The organism is Spiribacter curvatus (assembly GCF_000485905.1).
Lineage (GTDB): Bacteria > Pseudomonadota > Gammaproteobacteria > Nitrococcales > Nitrococcaceae > Spiribacter > Spiribacter curvatus.
Genome location: NC_022664.1, coordinates 631,279 through 648,327 on the forward strand (window position 1 = coordinate 631,279; position 17,049 = coordinate 648,327).

The 17,049-nt window shown below is 62.1% G+C and carries 17 protein-coding genes and 1 tRNA gene; all 18 read left to right on the forward strand.

Going from position 1 to position 17,049, the window contains the following annotated elements; all coding sequences use genetic code 11:
• Positions 1–5 precede the first annotated feature (5 nt).
• Positions 6–1,925, forward strand: a complete 1,920-nt coding sequence (ftsH, locus tag SPICUR_RS03160; protein ID WP_023365973.1) for an ATP-dependent zinc metalloprotease FtsH — start codon at positions 6–8, stop codon at positions 1,923–1,925.
• Positions 1,926–1,961: 36 nt separating this feature from the next.
• Positions 1,962–2,777 (forward strand): dihydropteroate synthase, encoded by an 816-nt coding sequence (folP, locus tag SPICUR_RS03165; protein ID WP_023365975.1) that lies wholly within the window; start codon positions 1,962–1,964, stop codon positions 2,775–2,777.
• On the forward strand, positions 2,777–4,147 hold the full coding sequence (gene glmM, locus SPICUR_RS03170) for a phosphoglucosamine mutase (protein WP_023365977.1): 1,371 nt from the start codon (positions 2,777–2,779) through the stop codon (positions 4,145–4,147). The genes folP and glmM overlap by 1 nt, the downstream gene beginning before the upstream one ends.
• Positions 4,148–4,198: 51 nt before the next feature.
• Complete coding sequence (gene tpiA, locus SPICUR_RS03175) at positions 4,199–4,957, forward strand: triose-phosphate isomerase (protein ID WP_023365979.1); 759 nt, start codon at positions 4,199–4,201, stop codon at positions 4,955–4,957.
• A 30-nt stretch (positions 4,958–4,987) separates the two neighbouring features.
• Positions 4,988–5,350, forward strand: coding sequence for a preprotein translocase subunit SecG (gene secG / locus SPICUR_RS03180; RefSeq protein ID WP_023365981.1), 363 nt, complete (start codon positions 4,988–4,990; stop codon positions 5,348–5,350).
• 97 nt (positions 5,351–5,447) lie between these two features.
• Positions 5,448–5,532 (forward strand) — tRNA-Leu (locus tag SPICUR_RS03185).
• Positions 5,533–5,577: 45 nt separating this feature from the next.
• Positions 5,578–5,934 (forward strand): NADH-quinone oxidoreductase subunit A, encoded by a 357-nt coding sequence (locus SPICUR_RS03190; RefSeq protein ID WP_023365983.1) that lies wholly within the window; start codon positions 5,578–5,580, stop codon positions 5,932–5,934.
• Positions 5,925–6,401: a NuoB/complex I 20 kDa subunit family protein gene (locus tag SPICUR_RS03195; protein ID WP_023365985.1), complete on the forward strand. Its 477-nt coding sequence runs from the start codon at positions 5,925–5,927 to the stop codon at positions 6,399–6,401. The genes SPICUR_RS03190 and SPICUR_RS03195 overlap by 10 nt, the downstream gene beginning before the upstream one ends.
• 11 nt (positions 6,402–6,412) lie before the next feature.
• A complete protein-coding gene (locus SPICUR_RS03200) occupies positions 6,413–7,144 on the forward strand; it encodes an NADH-quinone oxidoreductase subunit C (protein ID WP_023365987.1) in 732 nt (243 codons plus the stop codon).
• Positions 7,137–8,390, forward strand: a complete 1,254-nt coding sequence (locus tag SPICUR_RS03205) for an NADH-quinone oxidoreductase subunit D (RefSeq protein ID WP_023365989.1) — start codon at positions 7,137–7,139, stop codon at positions 8,388–8,390. The genes SPICUR_RS03200 and SPICUR_RS03205 overlap by 8 nt, the downstream gene beginning before the upstream one ends.
• Positions 8,387–8,896 (forward strand): NADH-quinone oxidoreductase subunit NuoE, encoded by a 510-nt coding sequence (gene nuoE / locus SPICUR_RS03210; RefSeq protein WP_023365991.1) that lies wholly within the window; start codon positions 8,387–8,389, stop codon positions 8,894–8,896. The genes SPICUR_RS03205 and nuoE overlap by 4 nt, the downstream gene beginning before the upstream one ends.
• A 2-nt stretch (positions 8,897–8,898) precedes the next feature.
• Positions 8,899–10,176 carry an NADH-quinone oxidoreductase subunit NuoF gene (gene nuoF, locus SPICUR_RS03215; protein ID WP_023365993.1) on the forward strand — a complete coding sequence of 426 codons (1,278 nt, stop codon included), beginning with the start codon at positions 8,899–8,901 and terminating at the stop codon, positions 10,174–10,176.
• On the forward strand, positions 10,173–12,587 hold the full coding sequence (gene nuoG, locus SPICUR_RS03220) for an NADH-quinone oxidoreductase subunit NuoG (RefSeq protein WP_023365995.1): 2,415 nt from the start codon (positions 10,173–10,175) through the stop codon (positions 12,585–12,587). Before nuoF ends, nuoG begins: the two co-directional genes overlap by 4 nt.
• The gene (gene nuoH, locus SPICUR_RS03225) at positions 12,584–13,606 is read left to right on the forward strand and encodes an NADH-quinone oxidoreductase subunit NuoH (protein WP_023365997.1); all 1,023 of its coding nucleotides are present in this window, start codon (positions 12,584–12,586) and stop codon (positions 13,604–13,606) included. Before nuoG ends, nuoH begins: the two co-directional genes overlap by 4 nt.
• 14 nt (positions 13,607–13,620) lie before the next feature.
• Positions 13,621–14,109 (forward strand): NADH-quinone oxidoreductase subunit NuoI, encoded by a 489-nt coding sequence (gene nuoI / locus SPICUR_RS03230; RefSeq protein WP_023365999.1) that lies wholly within the window; start codon positions 13,621–13,623, stop codon positions 14,107–14,109.
• Positions 14,110–14,133: 24 nt separating this feature from the next.
• On the forward strand, positions 14,134–14,745 hold the full coding sequence (locus tag SPICUR_RS03235; protein ID WP_418064542.1) for an NADH-quinone oxidoreductase subunit J: 612 nt from the start codon (positions 14,134–14,136) through the stop codon (positions 14,743–14,745).
• Positions 14,746–14,762: 17 nt separating this feature from the next.
• Positions 14,763–15,068, forward strand: a complete 306-nt coding sequence (gene nuoK / locus SPICUR_RS03240) for an NADH-quinone oxidoreductase subunit NuoK (RefSeq protein WP_023366003.1) — start codon at positions 14,763–14,765, stop codon at positions 15,066–15,068.
• A 3-nt stretch (positions 15,069–15,071) separates the two neighbouring features.
• Positions 15,072–17,048, forward strand: coding sequence for an NADH-quinone oxidoreductase subunit L (nuoL, locus tag SPICUR_RS03245; RefSeq protein ID WP_023366005.1), 1,977 nt, complete (start codon positions 15,072–15,074; stop codon positions 17,046–17,048).
• Position 17,049: the final 1 nt, after the last annotated feature.

The window sequence follows — 17,049 nt, forward strand, 5'->3', positions numbered from 1 at the left end:
ACGACATGGCAAAGAATTTGCTCCTCTGGGTGGTCATCGCCGTTGTGCTGATGTCCGTCTTCAGCAATTTCCAGAATCAGGGCACGACCGCTCAGGAAGTTCCGTATTCTCAGTTCCTCACTGAGGTCGAGAATGATCGGGTCGACTCGGTCACGATGAAAGGGCCGGTCGTTCGTGGAACGCGCTCGGATGGGTCCAACTTCACGACCTATAACCCCGAGACCGATAACAGCGCGCTGGTCGGCCAGCTCATGGACAGCGGGGTGAATATCCGCGCTGAAGAGCCGGAAGGTCAGAGCATGCTGCTGCAGATCCTGATCTCATGGTTCCCCTTCCTCCTCCTTATCGGCGTGTGGATCTACTTCATGCGGCAGATGCAGGGCGGCGGTGGCGGCCGCGGTGCCATGTCGTTCGGCAAGAGCCGGGCGAAGATGATGTCTGAGGAGCAGGTTAAGGTGACGTTCAAGGACGTCGCCGGCGTCGAGGAGGCCAAGCAGGATGTGGTCGAGCTGGTGGAGTTCCTCAGCGACCCGTCCAAGTTCCAGCGGCTCGGCGGCAATATTCCCCGCGGCGTCATGATGGTGGGGCCACCGGGCACGGGTAAGACATTGCTCGCGAAGGCGATCGCCGGCGAGGCGAAGGTCCCGTTCTTCAGCATCTCTGGCTCCGATTTCGTAGAGATGTTCGTGGGTGTCGGCGCCTCGCGGGTGCGCGACATGTTTGAGCAGGCTAAAAAGCAGGCGCCCTGCATCATCTTCATCGATGAGCTCGATGCGGTCGGTCGCCAGCGTGGTGCCGGCATGGGCGGTGGTAATGACGAGCGCGAACAGACGCTCAACCAGATGCTCGTCGAGATGGATGGCTTCGAGGGTAATGAGGGCGTTATCGTCATCGCCGCCACCAACCGGCCTGACGTGCTCGATCCGGCACTGCTTCGTCCCGGACGCTTTGACCGCCAGGTCGTCGTGCCGCTGCCGGATGTTCGCGGTCGCGAACAGATCCTGAGCGTGCACATGAATAAGACGCCGCTAGACGCTGATGTGAATGCCCGCACCATTGCCCGCGGCTGTCCCGGTTTCTCGGGCGCTGATCTGGCCAACCTCGTTAACGAGGCGGCGCTGTTTGCCGCTCGCCGCAATAAGCGTGTCGTCGACCAGAACGACTTCGAGGACGCGAAGGATAAGATCCTGATGGGTGCCGAGCGCAAATCGATGGTCATGACGGAAGACGAAAAGCGTCTCACCGCGTACCACGAGGCGGGGCATGCCATCGTCGGGCTCAACGTGCCGGATCACGATCCAGTGCATAAGGTGACCATCATCCCGCGCGGGCGTGCCCTTGGCGTGACGATGTTCCTGCCCGAGGAGGATCGCTACAGCTACACCAAGCAGCGGCTCAACAGCTCCATCTGTGGGCTGTTTGGCGGCCGTATTGCCGAGGAGCTCATCTTCGGGGCCGAGCGGGTCACCACTGGTGCCCAGAACGACATCGAACGGGTCACGGAAATCGCCCGCAACATGGTCACCAAGTGGGGGCTGTCCAATAAGATGGGGCCGCTCGCTTATGGCGAGGATGAAAGCAACAACGCCATGGGTCTGCCGATGGGGCAGAAGAACATTTCCGATGAGACCGCGCATTCCATCGACGAAGAGGTCCGCCGGATCGTCGAGGAGAACTACGCGGAGGCGACGCGCGTGCTCAAGGAAAACAGCGACACGCTGCATGCCATGGCCGATGCATTGATGAAATATGAAACCATCGATCGTGCCCAGATCGATGACATCATGAATGGCCGGCCGCCACGGCCTCCCAAGGAAAGTGGCGGACCGACCAGCACGCCCGCCAGTGGCGGAGCCGCAGATGCCAGTGGCGATGAAGCCGCGGACGACAGCGCTGGGGTGGGTAAACCCGCGAGCGAGCACTAGTCACCGATGGAGTCCAGTCTCGACTGCGGGGGGCGGATGCTGTCATTGCACCGCCCCCAGGTGATGGGCGTTCTTAATGTCACCCCCGATTCCTTCTCGGACGGGGGTCGTTTCGTTGGGGCATCGGCGGCCATCGAGCATGCGCAGGCCATGCAGGCCGCCGGGGCCGCCATTATCGATATCGGCGGCGAATCCACCCGGCCCGGTTCCACTGGCGTCTCCATTCAGGCAGAGCTTGACCGGGTCATTCCGGTGATCGAGGCGCTGAACGACAGCGTCGATCTGCCACTGTCCGTGGACACCTCCAAACCGGCGGTGATGGCGGCGTCTGCCAGGGCGGGGGCTGGGCTGATCAATGATGTCATGGCGCTGCGCCGGCCCGGCGCGCTGGAAGCGGCGCGGGACACAGGATTACCCGTGTGTCTGATGCACATGCAGGGGACGCCGGCCACCATGCAGGACAACCCTGTCTACGACGATGTGGTCGCCGAGGTTCGTGCTTTTCTCCAGGAACGACTCACTGCTGCCCAGGAGGCAGGTATCCCAGCGGGTAAGCTGTTGGTCGATCCCGGTTTTGGGTTTGGCAAGCGCGATCCGCATAATGCGAAGCTATTGGCGGAATTGCCGGCGATTGGTGAACTCGGTTTCCCGGTGCTGACCGGCCTATCCCGCAAGTCACTGGTGGGCCGAGTGCTGGGGCGGGCATTGCCCGACCGGCTCGCCGGCAGTATTGCCGCGGCGGCATTGGCCAGTTGGAAGGGGGCGGCAATCGTGCGCGCCCACGATGTCGCGGAAACCGTTGATGCGGTCAATTTGATGGAATATGTCCGGGCGCAGGGCGGGAGTGATTGATGACGCGGCGATACTTCGGAACGGACGGGATCCGCGGGCGGGTCGGTGAGCCACCAATCACCGCGGATTTCATGCTCAAGCTCGGCTGGGCGGCGGGTCGGATGATCAGTCAGCGCGAGGGCTCGGGCGAGGTCCTGATTGGAAAGGATACCCGGCTGTCGAACTATATGTTCGAGTCGGCGCTTGAGTCCGGACTGTCCGCCGCCGGTATCGATATCCGCCTGCTCGGTCCGATGCCGACACCCGGGATCGCTTATCTGACGCGCACGCTGGGGGCCAGTGCAGGCATCGTGATCAGTGCCTCGCACAACAGCCATCATGACAACGGCATCAAGTTCTTCTCCGGCGACGGATTCAAGCTCGATGACGAGGCCGAAAAGGCTATTGAGGCAAACATCGACCGACCGCTTGAAACGGTCGATTCCGCCGCGCTCGGCAAGGCGACCCGACTGATGGACGCCCCGGGGCGTTACATCGAGTTCTGTAAGGCATCCCTCCCGGCCGGGGTCGACCTCCGTGGCTGCAGACTTGTCGTGGATTGCGCGAATGGGGCGGCCTACCAGGTCGCACCTGCGGTATTCGAGGAGCTCGGCGCCACGGTCATCAAGCGTGGTACGCAGCCTGATGGCCTGAACATCAATGTCGGTTGTGGGTCGACGCAGCCTCGCGGACTCCAGCAGGCGGTGATCGAGCACAATGCCGACGCCGGAATCGCGCTGGATGGCGATGGCGATCGGGTCATTATGGTCGACCACCGCGGTGAGGTCCTCGATGGGGATCAGCTGCTGTGGATCATCGCCCGCAGCCGCTCCGCCCAGGGCACGCTGGCCGGCCCAGTGGTCGGAACACAGATGAGCAATCTCGGTCTCGAGCAGGCGCTGCAGTCCATGGGCGTCGCTTTCCACCGGGCGCGGGTCGGCGATCGTTACGTCCTGGAGATGCTCCTGGCCGAGCAGGGCGTGCTCGGCGGTGAGTCCTCCGGCCATATCGTCTGCCTTGATCGGACGACCACTGGCGACGGTACCGTTTCTGCGTTGCAGGTTCTCAGTGCGGCCATTGCCGCCGGTCGACCGCTCGCTGAACTGGCGGCGGGTATGACGCGGATGCCGCAGCACATGATCAACGTCCCCATCGCCCGCGCCAGTCGGCCGATGCGCGACAGCCGCATCACGGCTGCCGTCGAGACCCTTGAAACGCAACTGGGTGAGCGCGGGCGCGTGCTGTTGCGACCTTCCGGGACCGAGCCGGTGCTACGGGTCATGGTGGAGGGTGAGGATGCCGATCAGGTGCGGGCGCAGGCGCAGGCCCTGGCCGCGGAGGTCGAGGCGTTCTGCGGGGCACCCAATCACGCGGACGCCGAGGCGAATTGATTCCCCGTCGCTCCATGAGTAACCTCCGGGGTTTTTGAACAGGGGATTGTGATGCGGACGCCGCTGATCGCCGGTAACTGGAAGATGAACGGTCTGAGCGCCGACGCACGGACGCTGGCCGAGGCCGTCAGCGACGGGGTGCAGGCAACTGAGGGCGTGGAAACGGTGGTGTGCCCACCGTTCGTCCACTTGCCTCTGGTTCGGGCGGTATTGGGCAACCGCGTGGCGCTGGGCGCCCAGAACTGTGCCGATGCACCAACGGGCGCACGGACGGGCGAAGTATCGGCGTCGATGCTTGCTGATCTGGGTGTTGGCTATGTCATCCTTGGGCACTCGGAGCGGCGGCAGTATTACGGCGAGGACGAGGCGCTGATCGCCGCCCGCTATGCCGAGGCACTCGCACACGGCCTGCGGCCGATCCTCTGTGTCGGTGAGACGCTGGCGGAGCGCGAGGCGGATCGGACTGAGGCCGTGGTAGCGAACCAGCTCCATGGTGTGATCGACCGGCTTGATGCCGAAGTCGGTCTCGGTAATGGGGTGATTGCCTACGAACCGGTCTGGGCGATCGGCACCGGGCACACGGCGACAGCGCAGCAGGCCCAGGCGATGCACGCGTTCATCCGCCAGACGCTCGCCTTGCGTGATTCGTTGCTGGCGGAGCGGATGCAGCTCCTCTACGGTGGCAGCATGAAGGCCGCCAATGCAGCAGAGCTGCTGGCTGAGCCAGACATTGACGGTGGCCTCATCGGCGGCGCGTCGCTTAAACCGGATGATTTCGTGGCCATCTGTGCCGCGGCAGCGCGGGGCTGACCCCCGTAGAAAAACGGAATCGATTGACTGATGTACACGATTGTTCTGGCGATCCATCTCGGACTCGCACTGGTGTTGATTGGCGTTGTCCTGCTGCAGCACGGCAAGGGCGCGGATGCGGGCGCGGCCTTTGGCAGTGGCGCCTCCAATACCGTGTTCGGCGCGCGCGGCGCCGCCTCATTTCTCGGGCGGTTGACCGGTATCCTCGGGGTCGGGTTTTTCGCGACCAGCCTGACACTCGCCATCATGGCTGGCACGTTCAGCAGCGGTGGGAGCGTGGTCGACGGTTCGGACTCGGAAGCGCCGACGGTCACGGACAGTGCGCCTGCGCCTTCGAGCGGCGCCGCTGATGAGTCGGGTGACGCATCCGCGCCAGCGCCGGCGCCGGACTGAACCGACAGGTGTCCTCACACCAGCGCGGTCAGGCATCGCGCATTGCCGGAAGACGGCTGCGCTGGTAGTATTTCCCGTGTTGAAAGGCCACTGTGCCGCGGATGTGGTGGAAAAGGTAGACACGCTGTCTTGAGGGGGCAGTGGCGCAAGCCGTGCCGGTTCGAGTCCGGCCATCCGCACCATCTAGGTCCTACCCACGTTCTCCGACTGAAAGGTGGCATACGCCTATGATCGAGAGCTATCTGCCTGTCCTCGTTTTTATCGCGATCGCCATGGGGATTGGCATCGTGCCGCTCGCCGCAGGCTTTATCCTCGCACCCAGGCGGCCTGACCACGACAAGCTGTCGCCCTACGAATGCGGGTTCGAGGCGTTCGAGGATTCGCGCATGCAGTTTGACGTGCGCTATTACCTCGTCGCGATACTGTTCATTATCTTTGACCTGGAGATCGCTTTTCTCTTCCCCTGGGCCATCGTGCTCGATGAGATCGGGTTGTTCGGCTACGGGGCGATGGCGATATTCATCGGCGTTCTGCTGGTCGGTTTCCTCTACGAATGGAAGAAGGGGGCTCTGGAATGGGAATAGAAGGTGCTCTCGATAAGGGCTTTGTAACGACGTCCGCCGACAAGCTCATCAACTGGGCCCGGACAGGCTCGCTCTGGCCGATGACCTTCGGTCTGGCCTGTTGTGCGGTGGAAATGATGCACGCTGGAGCGGCGCGCTACGACATGGATCGCCTTGGGTTGATCTTCCGGCCTTCACCGCGCCAGTCGGACGTGATGATCGTCGCCGGGACGCTGGTCAACAAGATGGCGCCCGCCCTTCGGCGTGTCTACGATCAGATGCCTGACCCGAAATGGGTCATCTCCATGGGGTCCTGCGCGAACGGCGGCGGTTATTACCACTACTCGTACTCAGTCACGCGGGGCTGTGACCGGATTGTACCGGTGGACATCTACGTGCCGGGGTGTCCCCCGACCGCTGAAGCCCTGCTCTATGGAGTGGTGCAGCTGCAGAACAAGATCCACCGCACCAATACGATTGCACGCTAGGGAGAGACGCCATGGCTTCGACGGCGGAAAAGGTTCTCGACAGAGCGCGGGCGTCGCTCGGCGAATGGGTGGTTGCGAGCCGCTGTGAGTATGGCGAGGCCGAGGTCGAAGTTGCGCCATCCAATCTGTACGCGGCCATGCAGCGTCTGCGTGACGATTCCTCGCTCGCTTTCAGCCAGCTGCTAGATATTGCGGGCGTCGATTATGCCGCCTATGGGCAGGATGAGTGGATCACGGAAGATGCCACCAGCACCGGCTTCAGTCGCGGCGTTGATGGCTTCAGTACCGGTCGGCTGGGTCTGACTGGCATCTATGGGATACAGCCGGTGCAGGAGAGCACCGGACGACGCTTTGCCGCGGTCTACCACCTTCTGTCGGTCGAATATAACCACCGCCTGCGCGTGCGCTGTTTTGCCGCGGATGACGATCTGCCAATGCTGGATTCGATCGTACCCCTGTGGGCTTCGGCAAACTGGCAGGAGCGCGAGTCGTTTGATCTGTTCGGGATTATTTTCAACGGTCATCCGGACCTGCGTCGCATCCTCACCGATTACGGATTCGTCGGTCATCCGTTCCGCAAGGATTTCCCGCTGATCGGCAATGTCGAAGTACGGTACGACGAAAATCGGGGTCGGGTGGTCTATGAGCCGGTCTCCATCGAGCCGCGGGTGCTGGTGCCAAGAGTGATCCGGGACGATAACCGCTACGCCGACCCCTCCAAGCAGGAGGCATCCGATGCCTGAGATCAGTAGCTATACCGTCAACTTCGGTCCACAGCATCCGGCGGCGCATGGCGTTCTGCGCCTGGTGCTGGAGATGGATGGTGAGGTCGTGCGGCACGCCGATCCCCATATTGGGTTGCTCCATCGGGCAACGGAAAAGCTCGCCGAGACCAAGCCGTTCAATCAGAGCATCGGTTACATGGACCGGCTCGACTACGTGTCGATGATGTGCAACGAGCACGCCTACGTACTGGCCATCGAAAAGCTCCTCGGCATCAGGCCGCCGGAGCGGGCGCAGTACATCCGTGTGATGTTCGACGAGATTACGCGCATTCTCAATCACCTGCTCTGGATCGGCGCCCATGGGCTCGACGTCGGTGCGATGACCGTCTTCCTCTACGCCTTCAAGGAGCGTGAGGAGCTGATGGACCTCTATGAGGCGGTCAGCGGAACGCGCATGCACGCCACGTATTACCGGCCGGGCGGTGTCTATCGTGATCTCCCCGACCGTATGCCCAAGTACCGGGATTCTGAGTACCGCAGCGAGAAGGATCTCAAGCGCATGAATGCTGACCGGCAGGGCAGCATGCTCGATTTCATCGATGCGTTCTGTGACCGTTTCTCGGGGACGATCGACGAGCTTGAAACCCTGCTGACGGATAATCGCATCTGGAAGCAGCGCCTGGTCGATGTCGCCGTGGTGTCCCCCGAGCGGGCCCTGCAACTCGGCTTTACCGGGCCGATGCTGCGCGGTTCGGGCGTTGAATGGGACCTGCGCCGCAAGCAGCCCTACGAGGTCTATGACCGCATGGATTTCGAGATTCCGGTCGGGACCAATGGCGACTGTTACGACCGCTATCTGGTCCGGATGGAGGAGCTGCGCCAGTCAGTGCGGATCATCCGTCAATGTTCGGATTGGCTGCGCCGCAATGAGGGGCCGGTGATCCTGGGGGACCACAAGGTCGTCCCGCCCAGCCGTGAAGAGATGAAAGACGACATGGAGTCACTCATTCATCACTTCAAGCTCTTCACCGAGGGGTACTGCACGCCCGCCGGCGAGGTTTATGCCTCCGTCGAAGCGCCCAAGGGCGAGTTTGGCGCCTATATCGTGTCCGACGGCGCCAATAAACCCTATCGGCTCAAACTGCGCGCGCCCGGCTTTGCCCACATGTCCGCGATGGATGAGATGGTGAGTGGCCATATGCTGGCGGATGTGGTGACCGTCATGGGGACTATGGATATCGTTTTCGGAGAGGTGGATCGGTGAGCAGTACCGAAGAGTCGATCGAGACCGGGCTGACGGATGCCGAGCGCGAGGAGATCGAGCGCTGGGCCGGGCAGTTTCCGGATACGCCGGCAGGCCGCCGGTCGGCAGTGATCCCTGCCCTGCATATCGTGCAGCACAACAGCGGTTGGCTGTCGCGGGCACGAATGGACGCTGTCGCAGACCACCTGGGTATGCCGCCGGCACGGGTCTACGAGGTGGCGACATTCTACGGGATGTTTGAGGTCGAACCTGGTGGCCGTCACCGGGTCAATATATGTACCAACATTTCGTGCATGCTTCGGGGGTCGGACGAGATTGTCGAGTATGTGGAGAAAAAGCTGGGCATCAGTCTGGGTGAAACGACGAGTGATGGCCGCATCACGCTCAAGCGCGAGGAGGAGTGTCTGGCTGCCTGCCGGGGCGCGCCCATGATGCTCGTGGACGAGGCTTTTCACACCGATCTGACCCCGGAGAAAATCGACCGAATTCTCGACGACCTGGAGTAGTCATGACCAACGTCTGCTACACGACACTGCAATTCGACGAGCCCTGGACGCTCGAGAGCTACCGGGCAGTCGGTGGCTATCAGGCGCTTGAGAAGGTGCTTCGCGACGGGATGAGTCAGGAAGACATCATCGAAACGGTGAAGTCGGCCAACCTGCGCGGGCGCGGAGGCGCTGGATTTCCGGCGGGCATCAAATGGAGCTTCATGCCCCGCAATGCCCCGGGCGCGAAATACCTGCTGGTCAATTCGGACGAGTCCGAGCCCGGTACCTGCAAGGATCGTGACATCCTGCGCTACAACCCCCACGCCCTGATCGAGGGGATGATCATCGCGGGTTATGCCATGGGTGCGGAGATTGGCTACAACTACATGCGCGGCGAGTTCATCAAAGAGCCCAACGTGCGTATGGAGCAGGCCGTCCGCGAGGCCCGTGAGGCGGGCTATCTGGGCCGCGACATCATGGGGTCCGGAGTCAGCTTCGAGGTCTACAACTATGTCGGCGCCGGGGCTTACATCTGCGGTGAAGAGTCGGCCCTGATGGAATCGATCGAGGGCAAGAAGGGGATGCCGCGCAACAAGCCGCCATTCCCCGCGCAGTCGGGTATCTACGGACGCCCGACGACCATCAACAACACCGAGACCATCGCCTCGGTCCCCGCGATCATCCGCAATGGCGCTGACTGGTTCCTCGAGCTCGGTAAGCCCAACAATGGGGGCGTGAAGATATTTTCCGTATCAGGCCATGTGGAGAAGCCGGGTAACTTCGAGGTTCCGCTGGGCACGCCATTCCGTGATCTGCTGGAGATGGCCGGCGGCGTGTGGAAGGGACGTCGCCTCAAGGCGGTGATTCCCGGTGGCTCGTCGATGCCGATGATCCCCGGTGACCAGATGATGGATCTGACCATGGACTACGACGCGCTGATGGAAGCCGGTTCAGCACTCGGGTCAGGCGGTGTCGTTGTGATGGACGAGACCACGGACATGGTTCGGGCGCTACTCTGCATCAGCCGCTTCTACTACGCCGAATCCTGCGGGCAGTGTACGCCATGTCGCGAAGGCACTGGCTGGATGTATCGGGTCATCAAGCGGATCTATGAGGGCAACGGGCGCCCGGAGGATCTCGAGCTGCTGGACTCCGCGGCTGGTCAGATCGCCGGGCATACGATCTGCGCCTTTGGTGAGGCGTCGGCCTGGCCGGTTCAGGGCGTGCTCAAACACTGGCGTCATGAATTCGAGCACTACATCGAGCACAAGCGATCCATCGTCGAGGCCGCCGCATGAGCGCAGAAGTCAAGACACAGAACCCGGAGACGGTCAGTCTCACCATCGATGGGCAGTCGATCGAGGCACCCAAGGGCGCATCGCTGATCTCGGTGGCCGATGAGCACGGGATTGATATCCCGCGCTTTTGCTATCACAGCAAGCTCTCGGCGCCGGCGAACTGCCGGATGTGCCTGGTCGATATCGAGATGAACGGTCGGCCGGCACCGAAACCGCTGCCAGCCTGCATCACCACCGTGGCGGATGGCATGGTCGTGCAGACGACCTCTGAGCGGGCCCTGAAGGCCCAGCGCGGGGTCATGGAGTTTCTGCTCATCAATCACCCACTCGACTGCCCGATCTGTGATCAGGGCGGAGAGTGTGAGCTGCAGGATCTGGCGCTCGGCTACGGCCGGAGTGTGTCACGGTTCTCGGAGCGCAAGCGCGTGGTCGAGGACGAGGATCTGGGGCCATTGATCGCTACGGAGATGACGCGCTGCATCCACTGCACGCGCTGTGTCCGTTTCCTCGACGAGATCGCCGGCACCTCTGAGCTCGGTGCGATGTACCGCGGCGAGCACACCGAGATCGGAACACTGGTGGGCACCGGCGTTCACTCGGAGCTCTCCGGGAATATCATCGATCTCTGCCCGGTGGGGGCACTTACCTCCCAGCCCTATCGATACACCGCGCGTGCCTGGGAGATGCTCAGCCACGCCAGCATCGCGCCGCATGACTGTCTTGGCTCGAATATCGATCTCCATCAGGTCCGCGGTACCGTCAAGCGCGTCGTCCCCCGTGACAACGAGTCGGTCAACGAGTGCTGGATCAGCGATCGTGACCGGTTTTCGTACGAGGGTATCTACAGCGAGCAGCGCCTGACCGAGCCCCAGATCCGGGAAAACGGGGAGTGGCAGAGCGTCGACTGGCAGACAGCGATCGAAGCGGCCGCCAATGCGCTGCGTGATGTCGTCGGGCGGCATGGCGGCGAGGCACTCGGCTCGCTGGTCTCGCCGTCCTCGACGCTTGAGGAAATGTATCTTCTCGCACAGCTCACCCGTGCGCTCGGCAGTCACAACATTGACTGCCGGCTGCGGCGCGCCGATTTCCGCGACGGTGTGGAGCATGCAGGCTTTGCCGGACTGGAGACGGCGGTCGCCGATCTGGAAACACTTGACGCGGCACTCATCATCGGTGGTTATCCACGTCACGAGCAGCCGTTGATCAATCATCGACTGCGCAAGGCGGCGCGTGCCGGCGGGGATGTGATGGCCCTGAATCCCCGCGCCTTCGACTGGAATATCCCACTCGGTGTGGAGCATGTCGTGCCGTCGACGGAGATGCCGGTCGCCCTTGCGGCGGTGGCACGGGCGGTGGCCCGCCACAAGCGGATTGATGAGCCGGAAGACCTCGATCAGTGGCTTGGAGCGCGCGCGCCGGATGAGCAGGCGGAGCGGATCGCCAGTGCGCTCGTGGGTGACGGGCGTCGCGCACTGCTTCTGGGCGGACTGGCCGACAGCCATCCGGCTGGAGCCGAGTTGCGCTATCTCGCCGGTGTCATCGCGCGTCTGACGGGTGCCGATTATGGCGAGCTGACACCGGGTGCGAACACCGCGGGTGGCTGGCTCGCGGGTGCGGTCCCCAATCGTCGCGCCGATGGTCAGGCCACCAATGGCCTGGATCGGGCGGCGATGCTGTCCTCGCCGCGATCGGGCTATGTGTTGCTCAACGTCGAGCCGGAACACGATTTCTTCGACGGTGCCGAAGCGATCCAGGCGCTGGCTGCCAGCGAGACGCTGGTCGCCATGTCGGCCTATGATTCGCCGGCCCTGCGGGCTCATGCGGATGTGCTGCTTCCGGTGGCCACACTGGGCGAGACGGCGGGCACGCTGATCAATGCCGAGGGGCGCTGGCAGACCTTCGCGGGCGTTGGTTACCCACAGGGTGACGCGCGTCCGGCATGGCGGTTGCTACGGGTTCTGGCCAACGTCCTCGAGCTCGACGGGTTCGAGTACCAGGCCCCCGATGAGATTCATCGCGAGGTGCAGGCGCTGGCGGCAGGATCGGGTGTGGCGCGGCCATCAGTGGCGGTGACGGCCAGTGCACCGGCGGTCGATGGTCTGACCCGGATTGGTTATCCCGCCATGTTCGGAGTCGACGCGCTCACGCGTCATGCTGAATCCCTTCAGCAGACCGACCATGCGGCGGCCGCGTCGGCGGTCCTGAATCCGGCGGATGCCCGGCGGCTGGGGGTCGCGTCGGCGGATACGGTCGCAGTCCAGCAGGGCGGCGACCGGCGGACGCTACCGCTGTCGGTCAGTGATGACATTCCCGTTGGCAGCGTCTGGATACCAGCGGGTGTTGAGGGAAGTGAAGGCCTGGGTGCGCTGATGGGGCCGATTGAGGTGGCCGCAGCCGGAGCCGGCGAATGAACGCACTCATCGAGCTCAGCTGGATTACGGCCAAGATCGTGGCGCTGATCGTGCCGCTGTTCCTGGCCGTTGCCTACATGACCTATGCCGAGCGCAAGGTCATCAGCTCCATGCAGCTGCGGCGGGGTCCCAACAGAGTCGGTTGGCACGGGCTTTTGCAACCCTTCGCGGATGCGCTCAAGCTGCTCATGAAAGAGGTGGTGTTACCACAGAACGCCAACCGCTTCCTGTTCGTGCTCGCGCCGATGCTCTCGATCATGCCGGCGCTGGCCGCGTGGGCGGTGCTGCCGCTGTCAGAAGGGATGGTCATCGCCGACGTCAATGCGGGGCTGCTCTATGTCCTCGCGATGACCTCCATGGGCGTGTACGGGATCATCCTTGCCGGCTGGGCGTCCAACTCGAAATACGCGCTCCTCGGGGCGCTACGGGCGGGTGCGCAGGTGGTCTCCTACGAGATTGCAATGGGCTTTGCGCTGGTCGGCGTCCTGATGGCGGCCGGCAGCCTGAATATGGGCGATATCATCCGCGCCCAGGAAGGGCCGATCTGGAACTGGTTCTGGTTACCCCTTCTGCCTCTCTTCATTGTCTACTGGATCTCGGGCGTGGCGGAGACCAACCGCCTGCCATTCGACGTCGCCGAGGGTGAGTCGGAAATCGTCGCCGGCTTCCATGTCGAGTATTCGGGCATGGCATTCGCAATCTTTTTCCTTGCCGAATATGCGAACATGATTCTGATATCGGGTCTGGCGGCGATCATGTTCCTCGGTGGCTGGTACTCACCATTCGACGGGCTGCCGTTACTGGGACCGCTTTTCAGCTGGGTGCCGGGTCTGGTCTGGTTCCTGCTCAAGGTCTGTCTGTTCCTGTTCCTCTACATCTGGTTCAGGGGAACATTCCCGCGGTATCGCTATGACCAGATCATGCGGCTGGGCTGGAAGGTGCTCATACCGGTCACGGTGGTGTGGCTGATCGTGGTGGCAGGGCTCAGTCTGGGTGAAGTCGGCCCATGGTTTTCATAGGTAGGTAGTCAGAAATGCAGTCAGTCAGGGAATTCTTCGGGACTTTCATGCTCACCGAGCTGTTGAAGGGGATGCGGCTGACCGGCCGGAACCTCTTCGAGGCCAAGTACACGCTCGAGTATCCTGAGGAGAAGGCGCCGAAGTCACCGCGCTTCCGCGGGCTTCATGCGCTGCGTCGCTATCCCAATGGTGAAGAGCGGTGCATCGCCTGTAAGCTTTGCGAGGCGGTATGCCCGGCGCTCGCCATTACGATCGATTCCGAGGAGCGTGAGGACGGCACGCGGCGCACGACTCGTTACGATATCGACCTTTTCAAGTGCATTTACTGTGGCTTCTGCGAAGAGTCATGCCCGGTCGATTCCATCGTCGAGACGCGGCTTCACGAATATCATTTTGAAGAGCGCGGTGAGCAGATCATGCACAAGGAAGATCTGCTCGCGGTTGGCGATAAATATGAGGCTCAGCTGTTCGAAGATCGCGCAGCGGACGCACCATACCGGTAAGCCTCAGGGGGGTCGGGGCACGACGTGATAGAAAAAGGCATATTCTATTTCTTTGCAGCGGTGCTGCTGCTCGCGGCTACGCTGGTCGTGACCGCGCGTAACCCGGTTCACTCCGCGCTGTCGCTGGTGCTGGCGTTCTTCAGTAGCGCCGCGCTATGGCTACTGGTCGAAGCGGAGTTCCTTGGTATCGCCCTGGTGCTCGTCTACGTGGGCGCTGTCATGGTGCTGTTCCTGTTCGTGGTCATGATGCTCGATATCAATCTATCGATCCTGCGCGAGGGATTTGCCCGTTATCTGCCCATTGGCGCACTGGTGGGACTGGTCATGCTCCTCCAGATGCTGCTCGTCATTGGCGCCGGCGTGGTCGATATTGGAGAGGGGGTGCCGGAGGCGGCCGCGACAGCGGCTGAGAGCAACAATATCCGATTGCTTGGCAGCGTCCTGTACACGGTCTACGTGTATCCGTTCGAGCTTGCAGCGCTGGTGTTGCTCCTCGCGATCATTGCCGCAATCATGCTCACCCATCGCCGACGTGGCGACACGAAACATCAGGATATCTCCTCGCAGGTCCGCACGCAGAAATCCGACCGGCTGCGGATGGTGCGTATGCGAAGCGAACGCGACACCGACTCATAACAACAACCGGGGCACACATGTTAGCGCTTTCCGACTATCTGGTCCTCAGCGCATTGCTGTTTTCAATTGGCATGGCGGGCATCTTCCTTAACCGGAAGAACGCCATTGTACTGCTGATGTCGATCGAGCTGATCCTGCTCGCTGTCAACTTCAACTTCATCGCCTTTTCGCACTTCCTCGGTGATATTCACGGACAGGTATTCGTGTTCTTCATCCTCACGGTTGCTGCGGCCGAGTCGGCGATCGGGCTGGCGATTCTCGTGGTGCTGTTCCGCAACCGGGACACCATCAACGTCGCCGATCTGGACAGCATGCGGGGTTAGGCAATGAAGTCGCTCTATCTGATTATCGTGCTTGCGCCTCTGCTCGGGGCTGTCGTTGCCGGGTTGGCCGGTGGCCGAATCGGGTGGGTCAATGCCCATCGGGTGACCGTGGGTGCCGTTGGCCTGTCCGCACTGCTCTCCCTGATCGTGCTCTACCAGCATGTCTGGGGGGGTGCCGCCGTGTTCAACGAGACAATCTATCAATGGGCGCTGGTCGGTAGCCTGAACCTGGAGGTCGGTTTTCTCGTCGATCGCCTGACCGCATTGATGATGGTGATCGTTACGTCCGTCTCGTTCGCGGTCCATGTCTACACGATCGGCTACATGTATGACGATCCCGGCTACCAACGGTTTTTCAGCTACATCAATCTGTTCACGTTTGCCATGCTCACCCTCGTCATGGCGAATAATTTCCTCCAGCTGTTCTTCGGCTGGGAAGCCGTCGGCCTCGTCTCCTATCTCCTGATCGGATTCTGGTATCACAAGGAAACGGCAATCTTCGCCAATCTCAAGGCGTTCCTGGTCAACCGTGTCGGTGATTTCGGCTTCCTGCTCGGTATCGCCGCGGTGCTGGCCTATTACGGCAGTCTTGATTACTCAGCCGTGTTCACGGCAGCCGCCTCGGCGCCTGAGCAGACCATGCATCTGTTCGGTAATGAGGCGCTTGTGGCCACCGTGGTGGCGATCCTGATGTTCATCGGCGCGATGGGTAAATCGGCGCAGGTCCCGCTTCATGTCTGGCTGCCCGACTCAATGGAAGGCCCGACGCCGATCTCCGCGCTGATCCACGCCGCTACGATGGTGACCGCGGGTGTCTTTCTCGTCGCCCGGCTCTCACCGCTGTTCGGGCTCTCTGAAGCAGCCCTTTCGGTCGTGCTGATACTCGGCGCGGTGACCGCGCTGTTCATGGGGCTGGTGGGGCTGGTGCAGACCGATATCAAACGCGTGATCGCGTACTCGACGCTCTCACAGCTTGGTTACATGTTTGTCGGGCTTGGTGCCTCCGCCTATGCCGCGGGCGTGTTCCATGTCATGACGCACGCTTTTTTCAAGGCGCTGCTGTTCCTCGGTGCCGGTGCGGTGATCGTGGCGCTCCATCACGAGCAGGATATGCGCCGCATGGGCAATCTACGGCGCTATCTGCCGGTCACCCACATCACGATGCTGCTGGGGACGCTGGCGCTCGTGGGAACGCCGTTTTTCTCGGGTTACTACTCCAAGGACGCGATTATCGAGGCTGTCCATCTTGCCGATCGGGCCGGCGCCGATTTCGCTTACTGGGCGGTCCTGTCAGGCGTGTTCATCACCGCGCTCTACAGCTTTCGGCTCTACTTTCTGGTTTTCTGGGGCGAGGAGCGGATCGATCCCCATGCCAAAGCGCATATGCAACACCTCCCGCGCTATGTTCTGCCAGTCATGGAGTGGCCGCTCGTGGTGCTGGCGATCCCGTCGGTCGTGCTTGGCTATTTCACCATCGAGCCAATGCTCTTTGGTGATTTCTTTGGCAATGCCATACAGGTCACGCCTGCCAATGATGTTCTGGCCGAAAAGGCGGAGAGCTTCCATGGCCCGTTCGCGTTCGGTCTGCATGCCGCCGTTAACCCCGCGTTCTGGTTGACTGTGGCTGGTGCGGTCACGGCGTGGTTCCTCTACATCATGCGACCGGGGCTGCTCCCCGCGATCAATACCCGGCTGTCCTGGGTCGTCCGTGTCCTGCAGCGCAAATATGGGTTCGATGACCTCTATAATGCCGGCTTCGCCGGCGGCGGGCGTCTGCTGGGGCGGGCGCTATGGCGGGGCGGTGATCAGGGCGTCATCGATGGCGTTCTGGTCAACGGTACGGCCCGTACGGTCGGCCGATTGGCAGCGGCGCTGCGCGGCGGGCAGTCGGGTTTTCTGTATCACTACGCGTTCGCGATGATTGTCGGGCTGCTGTTGCTGCTGACGGTTTTCGTGGGTAGCTGGCGGGGATGGTTCTAAG